We start from the raw sequence: 19,019 nt of genomic DNA on the forward strand, positions 1-19,019 counted from the left end.
CCAACGGGGCGGAATCGAAAATGCGGCTCAGTCTAGGGCGCCGGATGTAAGCCGAGTGCGAAGGTCTACGCCGGGATTTATCCCCATTCAGCAAACAGCAGGCGAGTGCCGGGGCGTGGGTACGGATGTCACTTGGTCGCCCCAGGTACTGGATCGTAACAAACGCGAACGGTTATCATTTCATTAACCAGGCAGGTCACCGTCTTCCGCACGGCCGAGACCCACCCAGCTGCGCCGGTTCGAGCCGCGCGCCCAACGACCCATGGAAGGGGGGCCTGCCTGCTTGTCTGCTTGCGCCCGTTGCTTCCATCCGGTCCCCCTCATCCGATGGAAGCCGTCATGTCCCAGCTGTTCCGTTCCCGTTCCGCGCGCCTGCCGCGCACCCGCCTGGCCAGTGCCCTGGCCACCGCCTGCCTGCTGGCCCTGCCCGGCCTGGCCGCCGCAGAGGCCAGCGCCGATGCCTCCACCAAGGATCTGGATACCGTGGTGGTCACCGCCTCGGGCAACCAGCAATGGATCAAGGATGCGCCGGCCAGCATCAGCGTGATCAGCCGCGAGGACATCGAGCGCCAGCCGGTGCACGACCTGGCCACCCTGCTCAGCCGCGTGCCGGGCGTGACCGGTGGCCTCAGTGCGGTCGGCGAGCAGTCCAAGATCAAGCTGCGCGGCATGCCGTCCAATTACACGCTGGTGCTGGTGGACGGCAAGCGCATGGGCAGCTCGGCCTCGACCAACTACCGCCCCGACCTCGGCCGCCAGGATCTGAACTGGATCTCGCCCGACCAGATCGAGCGCATCGAAGTGGTGCGCGGACCGATGTCGTCGCTGTACGGCTCCGACGCCATGGGCGGCGTGATCAACATCATCACCCGGCGCATCGGCGATGACTGGAGCGGCAGCGCAACGCACAGCTATACCCGCCCCGGCGATGACAAGCGCGGTGATACCCAGCAGATCGGTGCGACCTTCTCCGGCCCGCTCGGCGAACGCTTCGGCCTGCGTATCGGTGCCAACAGCATGCGCCGCGACTCGGACCAGTCCAACGGTGGTGTCTACGGCAACGCCTACGCCGGCGAGAAGGACCGCAACGTCGACGCGCTGCTGCAGTGGAAGCTCAGCGATGCGCAGGAACTGTCGCTGGAAGCCGGCCATGGCGTGCAGCAGGCCTTCATCGATGCCTCTCTGGAGAAGCAGGACGAAGGCGCCTGGGGTGCCAGCGAACTCAAGCGTAGTTCGCTGGCGCTCAACCACGACGGCAAGTGGAGCTTCGGCAACTCGAAGATCAGTGCGTACTGGACCGAGTACAAGAACGACATCGGTGCCACAGGCCGCTCCGAAGCCACCGATACGATCATCGAGGGCAGCCTGACCACGCCCTTCACCCTGGGGGTTGAACACCAGTTCGCCGTGGGCGGCCAATGGAAGCGCCAGGAACTGACCAACACCGACACCATCGGCCGCGCGCCGATCGACTATGCCGGCAATGCCGTCAGCGGCTCCGATCTGGAAGTGGATACCTGGGCCCTGTTCGTCGAAGACGAACTGAAGCTGCACCGCACCTTGGCGCTGACCCTCGGCGCACGCCTGGATCACCATGAGAAGTTCGGCGGCCACGTCAGCCCGCGTGCCTACCTGGTCTGGCATCCGGCCGAGCAATGGACCATCCGCGGTGGCGTTTCCAAAGGCTTCCGCGCACCCAGCCTGACCGAGAATTCGGCCACCGCCGCCACCCAGTCCGGCGGCCGAGGCTGCACCTCGCTGATCCCGCTGGGCTATACCCGCGGCGGCTGCTACATGGCCGGCAACCCGGACCTGGACCCGGAAACCAGCACCAACCGCGAGATCGGCATCAGCTTCGACAACGACCTGGTCGATGCGGGCCTGACCTACTTCCATACCGACTTCAGGAACAAGATCGAGTACGCGCCCCTGGGCAACTTCAACGGCATCTGGTGGACGCGCATGAGCAACGTGCAGCGCGCACGCACCAGCGGCATGGAAGGCAACCTCAATTTCCGCTTCGGCGAGCACTGGCGCTGGCGCACCTCGGCGACCTGGATGAAGGAAGCCAAGAACCTGACCACCGGCCGCAACCTGATCGATACTCCGGAATTCTCTGGCTATTCGTCGCTGGACTGGACGCCCAGTACGGTGTTTTCCAGCAGCCTGTCGGCGCAGTACACCGGCAAGCAGACCGGCACGGCGACGACCTTCCTCAAGGCCTACACGTTGTATGACCTGACCGCGGCCTGGAACGTCAACGAGGTACTGACCCTGCGTGGCGGCGTCAGCAACCTGGCCGACAAGAAGCTGTATGCCGAAGGCTCCACCGACTACTTCGTGGCCGGGCGCAGCTACTTCATGAGCATGACCGCGCGGTTCTGACCGGCCGCGCGCGCCGCGATCGCGCTGGCAGCACGCCAGCGCGATCGGCGGTGTTGCGGATTACTCGCTTTCCAGCGCCGCCGCGGCCGCGTTCTGCGTAGCGGCCGTGCGTGCACGGTCCATCGCTACCGCCAGTTGCTGGCGTGCGAGCAGTTGTTGAGCCTGCACCACTTCAGGTGTCGGCAGGAGCACCGGTCCCGGTGCGTTTTCCGGTGTAGCAGGTGTGGTCATGCAACCTCCATGGACATCCCGCCGCCACCCGGGTTCAGCTGGGGCAGCAGCGGAACTGCGCACCCTATCCTAAAAACAAGGCGGATGGGTGACGGTGCGGCGCCCCGCCGCACCACAACGAACAAGGCGGGCGTCACATTTTTGACGCCGAAGCTTGGATCCTGAATAGGACTTGTCCTATCATGAAAACGTTTTCCAACAGGGATGTTTCCCATGAATACCACTGACCTGTCCCAGTTCAGCCCGAAGTGGCAGTTCCGCTTCAACTTCTTCCGCCAGCACGGCGCCCCCAAGAATCCCGGCTTCAAGCAGGCCTGGAAGGCGCTGTCCTTCGGCGACCGCCTGAAGATCAACCTGAACTTCTTTGCGTTGTTCTTCGGCGCCATCTACCTGTTGATCCTGGGCATGTGGCGCAAGGCACTGGTGTTGATCGGCATCAACATCGTGCTCGCCATCATCACCATGTTCCTTCCGGACGTGGTGGGGCGCATGCTGTTCATCGCCATGAACCTGCTCGTCGCCTCCAGCACCAACTACAGCTACTACCTGGAGAAGGTGGAAGGACGCACCAGCTGGAACCCGTTTGAAGGCATGTTCTGAGCCCTCAGAACTGCGCAGGGATGCGCGGCAAGGATGCAATCGACGCCCGGCCCCCGCCGGGCGTCTTCGTTTGCGGGATCAGGCCGCGCGGCGAGCCGTGGCCACCGGCTCGGCCTGCAGGCGGAAGCGCGAGACCGCCACCGCCAGCTGCTCGGCCTGTTCTTCCATCGCACGCGCGGCGGCACTGGCTTCCTCCACCAGCGCGGCGTTCTGCTGGGTGGTCTCGTCCATCTGCACCACGGTCTGGTTGACCTGCTCGATGCCCGCCGACTGCTCGCGAGAGGCCGCCGAGATCTCGGCCATGATCTCGTTCACTCGACCGACCTGGCCAACGATTTCCTGCATGGTGCGGCCCGCGCCGTGCACCAGCTGCGCACCGGCACCGACCTGCGCCACCGAGGCGTCGATCAGCTCCTTGATCTCCTTCGCCGCACCTGCCGAGCGCTGGGCCAGCGCGCGCACTTCGCTGGCGACCACGGCGAATCCACGTCCCTGTTCGCCGGCACGCGCCGCTTCCACCGCCGCGTTCAGCGCCAGGATGTTGGTCTGGAACGCGATGCCGTCGATCACCGAAATGATCTCCGCAATGCGCTGCGACGAGGCCTCGATCTGCTCCATGGTCTGCACCACCTGGCTGACCACCTGCCCGCCTTCGCTGGCCACACCCGCTGCGGAGCCGGCCAGGGTGTTGGCCTGCAGCGCGTGGTCGGCATTCTGGCGCACCGTGGAGGTCAGCTCCTCCATCGAGGCCGCGGTCTCTTCCAGGTTCGCTGCCTGCTGCTCGGTACGGCGCGACAGGTCACTGTTGCCCGCGGCAATCTCACCCGCCGCCAGGCGGATGCTGGCCGCCGACTGCTGGATCTGGCCGACGATCTGGGTCAGCTGCTGCACGGTGCTGTTGGCATCGTCGCGCATCACCGCGAACACACCGTGGAAGTCGCCGTGCATGCGTGCGCTGAGATCGCCTGCGGCGATCGCGCGCAGCAGCGTCGACAGCTCGGCCAGGTTGTGGTCGCTGACCTGCATCATGGTGTTGAGGGTTTCCACCATGCGGCGGAAGTCGTGGTCGAAGCGCAGCGTGTCGCCGCGCACCGCGAAGTCGCCGGCGGCGGCGGCGGCGGCCAGCTGCTGGATCTGATCGTTGATCGCCGCCAGGTTCCTCTTGGTGGTGGCCATCGCAGCGGTGAACACCGCCTTCTCGCCCGGCAGCGCTTCCATGTCCACGCTCAGGTCACCCACCGCATAACGCTGCATCACCTCGACCAGGCGCTGGGTGACGGCGTTGCTGGAGGCCACCAGCTGGTTGCTGTCGGCCACCATCCGGCCGTACTCGCCCGGGAACGCCGCGGCGTCCATGCGGTAGCTGATTTCGCCGGCGTCATGGCGACGCGCCATCACCGCCTGCGCCGCCATCACCGACTGCAGCTGACCCCGCATGCCCTGCATCGCGTCCAGCAGGCGGCCCACTTCGTCGTTGCTGCGTGCCGGCAGGGTGCTGTCCAGCTTGCCTGCGGCGACGTCGCCGGCCACGCGCACGGCTTCGGCCAGTGGGCGGATCGCCAACCGGCGCAGCAGCACATAGACACCCACACTCAGCGTCAGCGCGGCTACCACGCCAACCAGCAGGGTCAGCCACAGCAGCTGGCGCGCCTCGGCCACGATCACCGCGTGTGGCATCACCACGCCCAGCGCGAAGCGCTGCGGCGCGTCGCCCACGCGCAGCGGCACGTACACGCGCACGTTGCCTGCCGCATCCGGAGTGAAGGCTTCGAACCGGCGGTCGGCGGCGATGTCGGCCAGCATGCTGCGGGTCAATGCGTCGTTGCGCGGCTTGCCGATCTCGGCGGCGTTCGCCGAGGCCAGCACCACACCGTTCGGCGAGAGCAGTTCAACGCGCCCGGCGCCCATCGGCTTCAGCGTGGCCAGGTGCTTCTGCAGCGCCGCCAGCGAGAAGTCCACGGTAAACACACCGAGGAACGTGCCGTTTTCGATGATCGGCGTGCTCAGCGTGCTCATCAGCACCTGCTGGCCGGCGATGTCGTAGGCATAAGGTTCACTGACCTTGGGCAGCTTGTCGCGGCTGGGCACCACGTACCAGTCGGCCGAGCCGTCAGCGGCTTCGGTGTAGTCGGTCATGGTCGACTGCTGTGGCTTGCCGTCATGCCAGGCCCAGTAGCTCATGTAGCGGCCACTGGCATCGTGCATCTCGGCATTGGCGAACTCGGCATCCTTGCCATCGAAGGCGTCGGCTTCCCACATGGTGCTCTTCCCCAGCCATTCCGGGTGGGTACGCAGCTGCTCACCGAGCACGGCCGCCAGGCTGGCGCGATCAGGCGCGTCACCCCGCGCACGCTGGGCGAGCACGGCCTCGACCATGGCGTCGTTGCTTGCAAAGGCGGTGCCCAGATCCGCCGCGACCTGGCGGGCTTCGGCGGTGGCTTCGCTGGCCATGGTCTGGCGCGAGGCATCGATCAGGCTGGCGCTGGCCTGGCGGTAGATCAGGAACGCGGTCAGGCCGAAGCACAGCAGCGCGATCGCAGCGGTGCCCAGCATCAGCTTGTGGGCGATGCTGCCCGGGCGGCGGGCAGCGGCGGAACGGGGAGAATGCATGGAAGGGTCCGCAAGGCAGTTCAGGACGACCGGCACCGCGAGGGCACCGCGCAGGTGCGCGATCCGTCGCGCAGGCCACCGGCCGCCGGGACCCGCCCGGCGCAGGAAGCGCACCGGGTTAGCGGCCGCCTGCGAACGAGGTTGAGACGCTCCGCCTGCACATTCCTGAACCTGCTCAGGGTCGGGTCAGGAACCCGCCCCGTTCCGTCCTATTCGGCAACCCGATCCTTGATCCACTGCGCCCGAGGCAACACCTCGATGCTGCCAGCCGCGTACTGCTGCAGCACGTCGTCCGGGCCGAAGCGCGGCTGCCAGCCCAGTGTGCTGCGCATCAGTGCACTGTCGTAGACGCGGTCGATGCTCAACGGCAGCGGCCAGCCGCGGCGCTCGAACTCGGCCAGCAGCAGCGGGGCGCGGCGTGCCAGCACCCGGCGGGGCTGGGTCGCCAGTTCCAGGCAATCCTCGCGCAGGAACGGTGTCGGTGCGCAGGCAATATAGCGTGCGAAGGCAGCGCCCTCATCGTGCAGCAGCGCGGCATGTGCACTGGCCACGTCGCGCGCGTCGATGCCGCGGTGCAGGCGGAACATCGCCATCCGCTCCGGTGGCTCGGGGAAGCAGCGGGCCATGCGCAGCACGCGCACGCTGAAGCCCGGTGCCGCAGCGGCTTCGGCCAACGCCTCTGCCTGCAGCTTGCTGCGATGGTAGATCGTGCGCGGCAACGGCTCGGTATCTTCATCGATCCAGCGGCATCCGCCCGCCACTACCGCATGGCCATACAGCGCCGTGGTGCTGGTCAGCACGAAGCGGCGTGCACCGGCCTCGCGGGCAGCCTGCAACAGGTGTGCGGTCGCCTCCACATTGATCTGCTGGAATACCGCATCCGGCACCAGGCCGACATGAGGTGCGTGCAGGGCGGCGGTATGGATCACCGCATCGACCCCCTGCACCGCCCGCGTCACGGCCTGACGATCGGTGACATCGGCAATGATGCGGGTGGTGGCAAATGGGCTGCGATCCAGCCCCACCACTTCGTGGGCCGCCGCCAGCGCGCCGAAGATCGCACGCCCGATCCGCCCGGAACTGCCGGTCAACAGAATCTTCATTGAGTCCATTCACTCGAAGCGCCCGGGAACTACCGGGATGCTTCGATTCTAGGCACGCTGCATGTCGTCTGCGATAGGGCGCGGTTGCAATTGTGCGTTCATTTTGGCGATGCCGATCGGGCCAGCAGCTGCCGGGCGACGAACAGCGGATCGTCACCGCCTGCCGCATCAGGCGTGACCCCGGTACCTTCCCAGTTGGTTCCGGTACGAAGGTTGATCGGCTGCCGGTCGGGAATGCTGATCTGATAGCCATCCGGCAGCAGCACAGGATCATCGAACATATGTGCCGCGCCGCCACTTCGACTCCCAACGACACGTGCCCGCCCCTGCGCCTGCAGCGAGTACGCGACGAATTCGGCGGCCGAGCCGGTGCGGCGGTCGATCAGCACCACCAGCGGCTTCAGGTACAGCCCCAGGCTCGCCGGTGGCAACGGTACCGGACTGCGTTGGCCACGTTGTTGCAGTGACTGCACCTGGGTGATCTCCGCCGCCAGCAGGGTCCGCACCAGCAGGTCCGCACTGCCGTCATCACCCCCCCCGTTCTGGCGCAGATCGAGCACCAGGCCATCGGTGTCGGCCAGCAGGGTGAAGGCCGCGGCCAGTTTCGGCCGGGCCAGATCGAGCGGATAGAAGGTGCTCAGGCGCAGGTAGCCGATGTTGCCTTCCAGCACCCGCACCTCGCGCACGCCCGCACCATTGCTGCGTGCATCCGCGCGCCAGGCCATCAGCCAGTCGTCCTGGTCGGCGCTGGCATCCACCCGCTCGACATGGAAGTGGCCATCGAACACGTCCAGGTCCTGGTTCAGGCGTGCGCTGAACGCCTTGGGGTCCGCGCAGCTGTCCGCATAGCGCTGCTGGGCGGACCAGCCGCGCACCACCTCGGCAATGCGCGCGCCTTCGGCCACGTCCAGGTACTGCGCCTGTATCGCCTTGGCCGCCGCCTGCAGCACCGCGTCCTGGGCCGGGCAGGACGCCGCCAGCAGCGCGCCCAGCATCCACGAAACCACCATGACCGCACTCCACGTTGATGATATGTAAGTGCTTATATATCATCGCGACCATGGATCTCCAACATGCCTCCCTGGGAACGCTGCTGCGGGCCCTGCTCGACCAGCTCGACCCGGCGGTCGAGCAGGCCTACCGCGACCTGAAGCTGGACTACCGGCCGCGCTACACCCCGGTGCTGCGCACGCTGATGGCGCAGGGCCCCTGCCGCATCAAGGACCTCGCAGTGGCCTGCGGGCTCAGCCATTCGGCACTCAGCCAGACGGTTTCAGCAATGGTGCGCGACGGCTGGCTGCACGCTGCGGTCGGTGAAGACAGCCGTGAGCGCATCCTGCAGTTGAGCCCGCGCGCACTGCAGGCGCTGCCGGCGCTGCAGGCGCAGTGGCAGGCCACGGCTCGCGCGGCGCGCAGCCTCGATGCCGATCTTGGACAGTCGTTGGAGCAGGTGCTGCGCGACGCACTGCAGGCGCTTGAGCAGCGGCCGTTCGCGCAGCGACTGCGCGACACACCCCAGCGCTGAGGCGCCTACTGTTCGGCTGCCATCTCGATTTCACTGAGGAAGGTCCAGCTGCCATTGGCCAACCGCAGCTCCAGCGTGCGGCACTGCGCGGCCAGCGGCGCGGCATTGCCCAGCACGTATTCCTCTTCGGTCGAACCGCTCAGCCCGGCCTGGGTGAATGGCGCCGACAGCACGCCGATGCGGGTTGCGGCAGAGCCCGGCTCAGCGCACATCACCTCCACCGACGTCGGCGTGACGATGCCCCAGGCCGGGCGGGTCATCGTGTGCAGGCCGATCCAGTCAACCCGCCGGCGCTGGCCGAGGTCGATGGTGATGCTGACATTGCCGTGCACGCCCACCCAGCCGGCATCCATCGGGTTGCGCGGATCCCCCACCCGGCGATCGAACAGTTCATGCCCGGTGCTGTCGGGATAGTTTGCGTCCGGCGCCGTGCTGTAGCTGTAGGTGGTCTGCACCGGATCGACACTGTAGGACGCACCGAGGCCATACAACCCGCGATAGGTGTTCATCATCCGCGGCGATTCGCCATAGCCCTGGCCGGGGCCGACCATCTCGGACATGTGGTACTGGTTGAGCCAGGCAACGCGCTTGCCGGCCGAACGCGCACTCCACAACTGCTGGTTGATGCGCTGCACCGACGCGGAGCGATAGGCACCGGACAGCCCGTTGCCGGTGTCCAGGAACAAGGGGCTGCCATGGTTGAACAGTTCGATGTCGGCCCACAGGCCGCTGGCACCCAGCGCCGCCGACAGCGCCTCGTAGTACGCCTCGGTGGAATGACCCGCGCGATCCCACTGGAACAATCGGGCATGCGAGGCAGCACCGATGCCGTCCTGCCAGATCTGCACGTCCACGCCGGTGGCTGTACGGAACTGTGCAGCAGCCCGGCCCACGCTGGCCGGATCCACGCTGGATGACGCCAGGTAGGGTGCCACCATCACCGGCCGCGAGGGTGTACTGCCTTTGAGCGCCGTCACGATCGCGCGATAGAACGACGCGCGATCAATCGGCACCTGTGCCGGCTCGTCGGTGATGTACCAGCCGGCGAACGCCGGATGCGATCCGTACTGCTGGCCAAGCTGCGCCAGCGACTGCGCCGCATCCTGTGCCACGGCCGTTGCATTCTGGCCCTGCCAGAAGGTGGCGCACTGCCCCGAACTGTAGGTGGTGCCCACCACGACCTTCATGCCGCGCGCGGCTGCCGCATCGAGCACGGTGCCGAGCTTGCCGGGAAAGCCGGCAATCCATTCGAAATCCTGCACACCGCTGGCGCATCCCACGCCGGCACGGGTGGCACGCACCTGACCGAGGATGATCGTGTCGTTGCCGAGGTCCTGCAGTTCATCCAGGAACAGCGGCAATTGCGCGGCTGGCAGCTGTTCGTCGGTGGCCGAATAGCCGACGTGAACAAAGCTGCCGGACAACAGGGGGCTGGCTGCATGGACGGGGGCGATACAGGCCAGCAATGCGATCAATCCAATCCTGTTCATGTTCTACGTCCCTGTGGTGGCCAGGCAAGTGGCGTTGTCGCGCATGCTATCAACAGCGGCGGTGACCGCATCACCATCATCGGCAACGCTGCGCGACCGCCGACATCAGCTGCCGCTGCAGCAGCGCACATGCAAAGTCGATTCAAGCGGTTGATTCATTCATCTGCGTGATCGAGCCTGCGCGCTCCTTCCCCTGGAGTACCTCTCATGCGCACGCCGCCCGCACCGCTCAGCCTGATGGAACGCGACCGCCGCTGGGCGCTGGCCCGCGACATCATGGCCGGTGAGTGCCTCGATGCCCTGGTTGTACATGGCGACCGGGAAGCCGCCGCGCCCGCCGGCTTCTCGCCAGACTGCTACTTCACCAATGACCGGCCCGGCTCGATCGTGGTGTTCGTCGGCGACCAGCCCCCCCGGGTGTTCACCTTTGCCTCGCTGATGATTGCCGACCACCTGCAGGCCGGCCTGCGCGGCGATCTGCAATGGATCGCACCCGAACAGCTGTGGGTGGGCAAATCCGGGCAGGAGGTGGGCCGCTGGCTGCAGCAGTGTGGCCTGCACTCGGCACGTATCGGCGTGCTGGGGCTGGAGCCGTATCCGCCGTTCTACTTCGACGGCGCGATGCCTGCGCGCACCCTGCAGGGCATGCAGGCGGCAGTGCCGGGCGCGGAATTCGTACCGGTGTATCGTGCGTTCTTCCAGCGCGCCTCGGTCAAGAGTCAGGAGGAACTGGCGCTGATCGCGCATGCCGCCTGGATCGGTGAATCCATGAGCGAGGCGCTGCGTGCCACCGCTCGCCCCGGTGTTTCCGAAGCCGAACTGGTTGCCGCAGTGACCGCCACTTGTTTCTCGCTGGGAGGCTATACCGCCGAGGTGCTGCTCGGCTCGGGTCCCGAGTATGTAGGCTGGGGACCGCCCGCCTGGCAGTACCGTGCACAGCCGCCGCGCATTCTGCGCGATGGTGACCTGGTGTTGTCGGAGATCTTCGCACTGTACGGGCTGATGGAAACACAGCATCAGGCCGCGGTTGCCATCGGCGAGGTACACGACGACATCCATCGCGCCGCCGCTGTCGCCCGCAGCAGCTACGAAGCGGGCCTGTCTGCACTGCGCGTGGGCAATACCTTCGGCGACGTCGTCGACGCGATGGAAGCGCCCCTGCTGGAGGCGGGGGGTTGGCACGTGCATCCGTTGGTCCACAGCCTCAACCCCTATGGACCGGTTGGCTTTGGCCGTGCGCCGGGCATCGAAGCGCTGCCGGAGGCCGCGCGCTATGCGCACATCGCGCCGCTGCCGACTGTCGGGCGCGAACTGCCCCTGCAGGCCGGCATGTGCTTCGCCTTCGAACCGAACTGTGCATTCGGCCGGCACATGGCCAACATCGGCGGTACGGTCATCGTCGGCACGGATGCGGGTACCGCGCTGAATGAAAACTCGACACGGTTGATGCAGGCCGATGCCTGAGTTCATCGCCCACCTGCAGACACCGGCACGGCGGCGCGCGGCCGAGACGCGCAGCGGGCAGACCCGAGCCCGACTGCTGCACGCGGGGCTGCAGCTGTTCAGCGCGTTCGGCGTGGAGGGCGTGCGTACCCGCCAGCTGGTGGACATGGCTGGCTGCAGCCAATCGGCCATCCCATATCACTTCGGCGGCAAGCAGGAATTGTATGCCGCAGTGCTGCAGCGCTGTGCCCAATCCATTGCCGAACGACTGCCGCTGCCGGCAGCACCGCCGACTGGCGTGCGGCAGGCCGCGCAGCAGCTGCAGCAATTGATGCAGGTATTTGTCCATGCCTTGCTGTCGGCACCGGATGCGGGGCCACGCACGCTGCTGTTGGCGCGCGAACAGATCCAACCGACGGCCGCGTTCGCCAGCGCCCACCGTACGCTGTTCGAACCCCTGCACACCACGTTGGCCGCGTGCGTGGCGTGCCTGCGTGGCAGCGAACCAACCAGCGTCGAGACGCTGCTGCGTACCCACGCCCTGCTCGGGCAGGCGATCGTCTTCGCCGTCTCCCATGGGGCTCTGCAGGCCAGATTGAACCAGGGAGCACCCTTGGCAGACGTGGAGACGATCGCGGCGGTGGTCAGTGGCATGGCATTGGCTGCAGCGAAGGCAGCGCCCACCTGAATGGCTACGTGATCGGTCCCGTGCGCAGGGCGCGTGAAAACCGTGGCGAAGATGGCGACCTGGACTTAGCGTGCGATGGCCAAGCATGGAGGCCGTCGTCTACGAAGGCGACGCCCACACCGCAGGAGATTTCACATGACTGAGCAGAACCCGCGCAGCTCCAACCGGGGCTTCGCATCAATGGACCAGGCCAAGCAGCGCGCGATCGCTGCCAAGGGCGGGCGTGCAGCACATGCGTCCGGCAATGCGCATGAGTTCAGTCCGGCCGAAGCGCGTGTCGCAGGCCGCAAGGGCGGCGAGGCGATCAGCCGCAACCGCCAGCACATGGCCGCGATCGGTCGTGAAGGTGGGCACGCTCGCCACGCCAATGCGCGCCAGCAGCAACAGCAGCCACACGAGATCGAACGCACGGCAGAGGGCCCGCAACGCCAGCAGGGCTGAACGCTGCGCGTCAGGCCGGTGCGCGCTGGCGATACAGACCCAGCGCAGCAAGCAGGACCAGCGCACCGGCCACAGCCATCGCCCAGCCGAAACCACTGGTCATCGCACTGCGATACCACGCCAGTGTCTGCGGCGTGGCGTGCATCGAGCTTGGTTGCAGGATGAGTTCGCGCGCCTGTGCCACCAGCCCCCGCTGCCCGGCCGCCTGCGCGGAAACGGCGAAGTGCTGCACGGCGCGCTGGCCCATCAAGCTGCCCAGCAGCGCGATGCCCAGGCTCATGCCTGCCTGGCGTAACGCGTTCATCGTGGCTGAGGCGATACCCGCGCGCTCGACCGGCGCGCTGGCCATGACCGCCATGCCGGTCGCCGGCACTGCCAGCCCCATGCCAATGCCAAGCAGCACCAGCACAGCGCTGGCAAAAGCACGCGACGTAGCCGGTTCGAACGTGGCCATCGCGCACAGCGCTATCCCGGCCAGGGCGTAGCCCAGCACCAGCGCGGCATGCAGCCCGAGGTGGGCGACCAGACGACCGAACAACAGCGAGACGACCCCCATCAACAGGAACTGCGGAGCCAGCTGGGAGCCGGCCTGCGCAGCGCTGTAGCCCTGCGCCTGCTGGAAGAACAGCGACAGGAAGAACAGGCTGGCATAGGCAGTGAAGCCCAGCACGAACGATGCCAGGTTGAACATGCCGAAGCGGCGGTCGGCAAACAGGTCCAGCGGCAGCAATGGGCGTACAACCCGGCGTTCAACGATGCCGAACAGGATCAGTCCGGCGGCTGCGACGCCCAGCGCCAGCAGGGTCACCGGCGCCAGCAGGCCGTGCTCGCCGATCGCGATCAGGCCATAGCTCAGCGCACCCAGCGCGACGATGCTGAGCAGCTGCCCGGCGGGGTCCAGTGCGGCGTGCTGCGGATGCCGCCGCTCCGGAATTCCCCAGACGCCCAGCGCCAGCGCGAGCAGGCCCAACGGCAGGTTGATCAGGAAGATGCTGGGCCATCCGGCGCGCTGCACCAGCACGCCGCCCAGCAGCGGGCCAAGCACCAGGGCCAGCGCACTGAACGCGGACCAGCCACCGATCGCACGTGCACGTTGGCGCGCATCGGGAAACGCATGGCTGAGGATCGGCATTGCGGCGGGAATCAACAATGCGCCCGCGATGCCCTGCACTGCGCGCCCGGCCACCAGGGTTCCAAGATTGCCGGCACAAGCGCACAGCAGGGACCCCAGCGTGAAGGTGGCGACGCTGAGCAGCCACATCCGCCGATGACCGTAACGATCCCCAAGCGGCCCCGCCGACAGCATCAACGCCGACAACGCGATCGCGTAGGCGTTGATCACCCATTGCAGGCCGGCCATGTCGGTGTGCAACGCCTGCTGCAGGGTCGGCAGGGCGACGTTGACGATGCTGATGTCCAGCGAGGCGAGGAATGTGCCGAGGTAGGCGGCCAACACCAGGGCCGGACGTTGGAAACGCTGCATGTGTGGATCCCGGGGGAGGACGTGCGCGCATCGTAGCCACTGACTGACCGTCGGTCAATGACCGACGGTCAGTCAATGCCGAAGGACAGCTAGAATGGCCACCGTCGCACCCGGACCTTGCCCACCATGCAGACCCCAGCTGTCGCCAGGCCTCGCACCAAGCCTGCGGAAACCCGCCAGGAAGAACTGATGGACGCCGCGCAGGCACTGTTCCTGTCAAAGGGAGTGGACGCCACCACCATCAGCGACATCGTCGCCGCGGCTGATGTGGCCAAGGGCACCTTCTATACCTACTTCGCCTCGCGCACCGAGATCCTGCAGGCGCTGGCACAACGCTACACGCGGCAGTTCATGGAAGCGGTCGACCAGGCCGTGCAGCAGCACCCCGTAGGCGATGGCGTAGCACGCCTGCGCGCCTGGATCCGCGCCAACATCGAACTTTACGTGCGCACCCATGCACTGCACGATGTGGTGTACGCCAACCATCACCATCATCAGCGCGGCAACGCCGAACGCAACGCAATCCAGCAGCAACTGCTGGGCATCCTCGAAGCGGGCAACGCCGCCGGTCTGTGGCAGCTACCGGCGCCGCAGGTTACCGCCTCGTTGATCTACGCCGGCGTGCACGGCGCTACCGACGACCTGATCGCCACACCGGCACAGGATGCCGATGCGTTCATCGAAGCCGTGCAGGCCGATTGCCTGCGCATGGTCGGCGTGCCACCGGCCGGTGCCAAGCGGCGCTGACGAACCGTCTGTCGCTCAGGTATGGGCGAGGATGTTCAACAACCGCCCGAACGGGTCACGGACGAAGAAGCGACGCACGCCCCAGGGCTCATCGGCCGGGCCATATTCGAGCGGGATGCCGGCCGCGCGCATGCGCTCCAGTACCTGCTGCAGATTGTCCACTTCGATCGACAGATCCGGCACTGCGGTGCCGGAACCCCCTTCACTGGCAAAGCTGACCTGCGCCAGCGCGCTGCCCTCGCCGCCGTGGGTGACGATCCAGCCGTGGTCCATCACTACCGGCATGCCCAGCAGCTCGCCATAGAACACTGCGGCACGCGCAGGATCAGGCGTGGCGATGTTGGCGACGACACGTTTGACGGCCATGTGCAGCGGCTCCGATGCGATTCCCCATCCTCGCCGCTGCGTGCATGGCCTGCAAGCGGGCTGCGCTGAAACAGAAGAGCCCCGTCGGTGACGGGGCTCGTCATCAGTCCTGCATTGCCACTGCTTACACAGCGCCGCAGCGATCCATGACGCAACGATCGTATTCGTACTGGCATTCCATCGCATCACCGCCACCGGACAAACAGGCCTGGTAAGCCTTCCAACAGGGAAGATCGCATGGCGGAATCGGCCCGGCCACAGCAACCGAACCGCTGCAGGCCAAGGCGAACACGGCACCTACGATCATTTTCCTGAAAGTACGCATCGACATCACTCCTTGATAAGCCTGGTGAGCCCAGGCCGGGCCACGGTAGCGGGGTTTCCCGGAGATGGAGTGAACACGCGCGTCACGAAACATTAACCTGTTCATTAAATTTTCTTCACACCACTGGGGGTGATCGGCGCGCTGCGGGGTTAACGGCCTTGTTGTCCGTCAATCAAGGAAGTTGTCCGATGAATCACCCGCTGCACGGCCGTTCGTCCCGCTCCCGTTCTCCGATGCACAGCCGCCTCGCACTGGCGGTCACCAGCACATTGCTGCTTGCCAGCACGTTGCCCGCCATGGCCAACGACTCATTCGAGGTCTGGCAACAACAGCGCCAGTTGCAGGCGGCCTGGGCGCAACCAGGCGTCGGCGCGTCCGCAGCACCGACGGCCACCACGCCAGCGGCGGCCAACACGTCCGTGCTCGGCAACCCCGGCGATGCAGCCAGTTGGCGCAGCGATGAATTCAACGCTGACTGGGGGCTGGGTGCGATGGGGGCCGATTACGCCTATGCACGTGGACTGACCGGCCAGGGCGTACGTCTTGCCCTGTTCGATTCGGGCTCGGCACTGGCCCATCAGGAATTTGCGGGGCGCAATACGTCCAGCATCACCATCGGCGCGGACTGCGCCACGCCAGGCGTGGTGGCCGGTACCGGTGCCTGCGAACAAACCCGTGGCGAGCAGCCAGGCTACAACTACTACGGCCTTGGCCCCGGCGTTCCCGCCGCACTGGCCGCACGCCTGATCGCGGCAGGCCAGCCCTATGGCTTCAGCTACGCCGACCACGGCACCCACGTGTTGGGTACCATCGGTGCCAACCGCGATGGCAAAGGCATGCATGGCGTAGCATTCGGTTCGAACCTGACCGCAGCCCGTGTGTTTGGTGATACCTACTATGAGTGGCGCCTGGATCCGGACAACTTCTATCGTCCGCGCGCGCTATATCGCACCGATCCCGATGACACCGCTACCTTGGATATGTATGCGCAGATCCAGGCGCAGGGCGTGCGCGCCATCAACCACAGCTGGGGTATCTCTACCCGCAACATGACTGCTGCCGCGCTGGATGCACAGTATGCAGCGATCGGTGACGGCTACGGCGTGTATGGCAGCATCTACGCCAACGATGGCGATGCCCCCTCCTCCACCCTCATCCAGGTGTGGTCGGCTGGTAACGGCAGTGGCGCCGTCGCCGGAATCACGGCCGCCATGCCGCGCTGGAAGCCGGAACTTGAACCGTACTGGCTGGCCGTGGCCAACGTCCGCCGGCCCAACGCTGCTGCGGGCGAAACCGACTACGTGATCGATGGCAGTTCCAGCATCTGCGGCGTTGCCGCCAACTGGTGCATCTCGGCACCCGGCACCGACATCCTGAGCACCATTGTGTCCGGTGATATCCAGGGTCGCGTCGAGAACACTTCCGCCTATGTCCGCCTGATCATCGACAGCGAGAACACCCAGTACGTCTATGGCACCAAGACGGGCACGTCGATGGCGGCGCCACACATCACCGGTGCGCTCGGCCTGCTGATGGAGCGCTTCCCCTATCTGGACAACGCCCAGGTCCGCGACGTGTTGCTGACCACCGCACGCGACCTGGGTGCAGCAGGCATCGATCCGATCTACGGCTGGGGCATGGTCGACCTGCGCAAGGCCATCGAAGGCTACGGCTCGCTGCGCGTGGATACCAACGTGGTGATGAACCAGAAGGCCGGTGGCCTGAAGGTCTGGGAAGGCGATGCCTGGGACGACTGGACCAACGACATCGGTGGCCCCGGCAAGCTGACCAAGTCCGGCATCGGCTGGCTGCGCCTGAGCGGTGACAACACTTTCAACGGCGCGGTACTGCAGGACGGTACGCTGGAATTGAATGGCGCCAACACGCTCACGTCTGCGGTCGAGGTCCAGGGTGGCCAGTTCCTGCTCAATGGCAGCCTGGTCTCCACCGCGCTGAACACCACCGGGGGCGTGAGCACGGTCAGCAGCAGCGGCCTGCTGAAGGACAGCAACCTGACCGTCAACGGTGGCGTGGTGTCCTTCAACGGCACGCAGACCGGCGGCACCACCACGGTCGGTGCCAACGGCCTGCTGAAGGGTGTCGGTACGCTCGGCAGCACCCACGTCGACGGCATCATCGCGCCCGGCAATTCGATCGGCACGCTGACCATCAACGGCAACTACGTACAGGGTGCAACCGGCGTCTATGCTGCCGAACTTGCTCCGGGCGGGCGCAGTGACCAGCTGCACGTGACCGGCACCGCCACCCTCGGCGGCACCCTGATCGCACTGCCGGAGCCGGGTACCTACTACCTCGGCGAGCAGTTCAATTTCATCCGCGCCGACGGCGGTGTCAGCGGCCAGTTCGCGAAGACCGACTTCAGCGCGTTCTCGCCGTTCCTGCAGTTCAGCCTGGCTTACGGTGCCAATGGCACCCGCATCGACGTGGCCCGTGGTGCGTCGCTCGCCAGTGCCGCCGCCACGCCGAACCAGCGTGCGGCCGCGGCGGCGGCCGATGGACTGGCAATCAACCAGGGCCTGCCCAAGCCGCTGACCCAACTGTTCCCGCAACAGGTCGGTGGCGTGCTCGATGGCCTCAGCGGCGAGCTGCATCCGGCCACGGCACTGGCCCTGGTCGAGGGCAGCCGCCATGTGCGCGATGCCGCACTGTCACGCCGTGCCGGTGCAGCCGCACCGGGATCCGATACGGGTGATGCCACCGGTGCCTGGGTGCAGGCGCTGGGCGGCAACAGCAAGCTGGATGGCAACAGCAACACCGCGCGCACTGACGCCAACAGCAATGGCCTGCTGGTCGGCATCGACCGCGAGTTCGGTGGCTGGCAGATCGGCGTGCTGGCCGGTACCGGCCGCACCGACGTGAAGCAGCAGGAGCGTCGTGCCAAGTCGAAGATCGACAACACGCACTTCGGCGCCTACGCCAGCCACACCTGGGGCGGGTTCGGCCTGCGCGGTGGCGTGGCATGGAGCCGCAATGAAGTGAAGAGCACGCGTGATGTTGCCTTCGCAGGCTTCAGCGACAGCCTGAGCGCGCGCTACAACGCACATACACGCCAGGCCTTCATCGAAGCGGGCTACCGTTTCGGCAATGCGGAAGGTGGGCTGGAGCCGTACCTGCAGGTCGCCCGCGTGGAAGTGGACCTGAAGCAGATCAACGAGCGTGGCGGCGCGGCGGCACTGCACGGCAAGGTGGACGACACCGGCACCACCATCGCCACCGCTGGTCTCCGCTTCGACAAGGGTCTGAAGGCATCGTTCCAGCAGGACAGCTGGTTGCACCTGCGTGGCGGTGTCGGCTACCGCCGTGCCTCCGGCGACCGCAGCCAGGTGGCCAACCTCGCCTTTGCCAACAGCAGCACCACGTTCGCGGTCGAGGGTGCTCCGATTGCCGACAACGCCGTCGTGGCCGAGCTGGGCCTGGCGGCGTGGCTGACCCCGCGGCAGCAGCTGGAGCTGGGCTACAGCGGTCAGTTCGGCAGTGAAAGCCGCGACCATGGCGCCACTGCACGCTGGTCCGTCCGCTTCTAAACACGTGTTCTCTTGACGGGTTGGGGCGGCCTCGCGG

General features: G+C 66.5%; 15 protein-coding genes. 8 read left to right on the top strand and 7 right to left on the bottom strand.

The features are described 5' to 3' along the window. Positions 1-339 precede the first annotated feature (339 nt). The gene (locus tag M1L61_RS20155; RefSeq protein WP_197601606.1) at positions 340-2,385 is read left to right on the top strand and encodes a TonB-dependent receptor; all 2,046 of its coding nucleotides are present in this window, start codon (positions 340-342) and stop codon (positions 2,383-2,385) included. Positions 2,386-2,445: 60 nt separating this feature from the next. Here the strand turns inward: M1L61_RS20155 and M1L61_RS20160 are convergent, their stop codons facing one another. Beyond that, positions 2,446-2,616, bottom strand: a complete 171-nt coding sequence (locus M1L61_RS20160; protein WP_167345305.1) for a hypothetical protein — start codon at positions 2,614-2,616, stop codon at positions 2,446-2,448. Between the two features lie 213 nt (positions 2,617-2,829). On the opposite strand from M1L61_RS20160, the gene M1L61_RS20165 reads away from it, so the two are divergent. Beyond that, complete coding sequence (locus M1L61_RS20165) at positions 2,830-3,216, top strand: DUF2628 domain-containing protein (RefSeq protein ID WP_010481288.1); 387 nt, start codon at positions 2,830-2,832, stop codon at positions 3,214-3,216. 78 nt (positions 3,217-3,294) lie between these two features. On the opposite strand, the gene M1L61_RS23140 is transcribed toward M1L61_RS20165, so the two are convergent. The 3 genes from M1L61_RS23140 to M1L61_RS20185 form a co-directional block, all read right to left on the bottom strand. Continuing rightward, positions 3,295-5,826, bottom strand: a complete 2,532-nt coding sequence (locus M1L61_RS23140; RefSeq protein WP_283102625.1) for a methyl-accepting chemotaxis protein — start codon at positions 5,824-5,826, stop codon at positions 3,295-3,297. Between the two features lie 209 nt (positions 5,827-6,035). Next, a complete protein-coding gene (locus M1L61_RS20180) occupies positions 6,036-6,929 on the bottom strand; it encodes an NAD(P)-dependent oxidoreductase (protein ID WP_049480185.1) in 894 nt (297 codons plus the stop codon). Between the two features lie 98 nt (positions 6,930-7,027). Further along, positions 7,028-7,939, bottom strand: a complete 912-nt coding sequence (locus M1L61_RS20185) for a S41 family peptidase (RefSeq protein WP_248854002.1) — start codon at positions 7,937-7,939, stop codon at positions 7,028-7,030. A 50-nt stretch (positions 7,940-7,989) separates the two neighbouring features. On the opposite strand from M1L61_RS20185, the gene M1L61_RS20190 reads away from it, so the two are divergent. After that, the gene (locus M1L61_RS20190) at positions 7,990-8,454 is read left to right on the top strand and encodes a MarR family transcriptional regulator (RefSeq protein WP_126560059.1); all 465 of its coding nucleotides are present in this window, start codon (positions 7,990-7,992) and stop codon (positions 8,452-8,454) included. Positions 8,455-8,459: 5 nt separating this feature from the next. On the opposite strand, the gene M1L61_RS20195 is transcribed toward M1L61_RS20190, so the two are convergent. Beyond that, complete coding sequence (locus tag M1L61_RS20195; protein WP_126560056.1) at positions 8,460-9,944, bottom strand: DUF4434 domain-containing protein; 1,485 nt, start codon at positions 9,942-9,944, stop codon at positions 8,460-8,462. A 207-nt stretch (positions 9,945-10,151) separates the two neighbouring features. Between M1L61_RS20195 and M1L61_RS20200 the strand changes: the two genes are divergently transcribed. The 3 genes from M1L61_RS20200 (at position 10,152) to M1L61_RS20210 (ending at position 12,516) form a co-directional block, all read left to right on the top strand. After that, entirely contained in the window at positions 10,152-11,408 is a 1,257-nt protein-coding gene (locus tag M1L61_RS20200; protein ID WP_010481275.1) for a M24 family metallopeptidase, read from the top strand. Then, positions 11,401-12,075, top strand: coding sequence for a CerR family C-terminal domain-containing protein (locus M1L61_RS20205; RefSeq protein WP_057503219.1), 675 nt, complete (start codon positions 11,401-11,403; stop codon positions 12,073-12,075). The genes M1L61_RS20200 and M1L61_RS20205 overlap by 8 nt, the downstream gene beginning before the upstream one ends. Before the next feature lie 135 nt (positions 12,076-12,210). Continuing rightward, complete coding sequence (locus tag M1L61_RS20210; protein ID WP_043397558.1) at positions 12,211-12,516, top strand: KGG domain-containing protein; 306 nt, start codon at positions 12,211-12,213, stop codon at positions 12,514-12,516. Between the two features lie 10 nt (positions 12,517-12,526). Here the strand turns inward: M1L61_RS20210 and M1L61_RS20215 are convergent, their stop codons facing one another. After that, positions 12,527-13,999 carry an MFS transporter gene (locus M1L61_RS20215; protein WP_248854003.1) on the bottom strand — a complete coding sequence of 491 codons (1,473 nt, stop codon included), beginning with the start codon at positions 13,997-13,999 and terminating at the stop codon, positions 12,527-12,529. 126 nt (positions 14,000-14,125) lie between these two features. Between M1L61_RS20215 and M1L61_RS20220 the strand changes: the two genes are divergently transcribed. Then, complete coding sequence (locus tag M1L61_RS20220; RefSeq protein WP_029379742.1) at positions 14,126-14,746, top strand: TetR/AcrR family transcriptional regulator; 621 nt, start codon at positions 14,126-14,128, stop codon at positions 14,744-14,746. Between the two features lie 15 nt (positions 14,747-14,761). Here M1L61_RS20220 and M1L61_RS20225 read toward each other — a convergent pair whose 3' ends face one another. Next, on the bottom strand, positions 14,762-15,112 hold the full coding sequence (locus M1L61_RS20225) for a VOC family protein (RefSeq protein WP_010481265.1): 351 nt from the start codon (positions 15,110-15,112) through the stop codon (positions 14,762-14,764). A 513-nt stretch (positions 15,113-15,625) separates the two neighbouring features. Between M1L61_RS20225 and M1L61_RS20230 the strand changes: the two genes are divergently transcribed. Continuing rightward, positions 15,626-18,982, top strand: coding sequence for an autotransporter domain-containing protein (locus M1L61_RS20230; protein ID WP_126560050.1), 3,357 nt, complete (start codon positions 15,626-15,628; stop codon positions 18,980-18,982). Positions 18,983-19,019 lie beyond the last annotated feature (37 nt).

This window comes from Stenotrophomonas sp. NY11291, from assembly GCF_023277365.1.
Classification (GTDB): Bacteria; Pseudomonadota; Gammaproteobacteria; order Xanthomonadales; family Xanthomonadaceae; genus Stenotrophomonas; species Stenotrophomonas geniculata.

Excerpts from the sequence above, each read along its gene's own strand:
- M1L61_RS20155 (WP_197601606.1), top strand. The coding sequence starts at position 340 with ATGTCCCAGCTGTTCCGTTCCCGTTCCGCGCGCCTGCCGCGCACCCGC.
- M1L61_RS20160 (WP_167345305.1), bottom strand. The coding sequence starts at position 2,616 with ATGACCACACCTGCTACACCGGAAAACGCACCGGGACCGGTGCTCCTG.
- M1L61_RS20165 (WP_010481288.1), top strand. The coding sequence starts at position 2,830 with ATGAATACCACTGACCTGTCCCAGTTCAGCCCGAAGTGGCAGTTCCGC.
- M1L61_RS23140 (WP_283102625.1), bottom strand. The coding sequence starts at position 5,826 with ATGCATTCTCCCCGTTCCGCCGCTGCCCGCCGCCCGGGCAGCATCGCC.
- M1L61_RS20180 (WP_049480185.1), bottom strand. The coding sequence starts at position 6,929 with ATGAAGATTCTGTTGACCGGCAGTTCCGGGCGGATCGGGCGTGCGATC.
- M1L61_RS20185 (WP_248854002.1), bottom strand. The coding sequence starts at position 7,939 with ATGGTGGTTTCGTGGATGCTGGGCGCGCTGCTGGCGGCGTCCTGCCCG.
- M1L61_RS20190 (WP_126560059.1), top strand. The coding sequence starts at position 7,990 with ATGGATCTCCAACATGCCTCCCTGGGAACGCTGCTGCGGGCCCTGCTC.
- M1L61_RS20195 (WP_126560056.1), bottom strand. The coding sequence starts at position 9,944 with ATGAACAGGATTGGATTGATCGCATTGCTGGCCTGTATCGCCCCCGTC.
- M1L61_RS20200 (WP_010481275.1), top strand. The coding sequence starts at position 10,152 with ATGCGCACGCCGCCCGCACCGCTCAGCCTGATGGAACGCGACCGCCGC.
- M1L61_RS20205 (WP_057503219.1), top strand. The coding sequence starts at position 11,401 with ATGCCTGAGTTCATCGCCCACCTGCAGACACCGGCACGGCGGCGCGCG.
- M1L61_RS20210 (WP_043397558.1), top strand. The coding sequence starts at position 12,211 with ATGACTGAGCAGAACCCGCGCAGCTCCAACCGGGGCTTCGCATCAATG.
- M1L61_RS20215 (WP_248854003.1), bottom strand. The coding sequence starts at position 13,999 with ATGCAGCGTTTCCAACGTCCGGCCCTGGTGTTGGCCGCCTACCTCGGC.
- M1L61_RS20220 (WP_029379742.1), top strand. The coding sequence starts at position 14,126 with ATGCAGACCCCAGCTGTCGCCAGGCCTCGCACCAAGCCTGCGGAAACC.
- M1L61_RS20225 (WP_010481265.1), bottom strand. The coding sequence starts at position 15,112 with ATGGCCGTCAAACGTGTCGTCGCCAACATCGCCACGCCTGATCCTGCG.
- M1L61_RS20230 (WP_126560050.1), top strand. The coding sequence starts at position 15,626 with ATGAATCACCCGCTGCACGGCCGTTCGTCCCGCTCCCGTTCTCCGATG.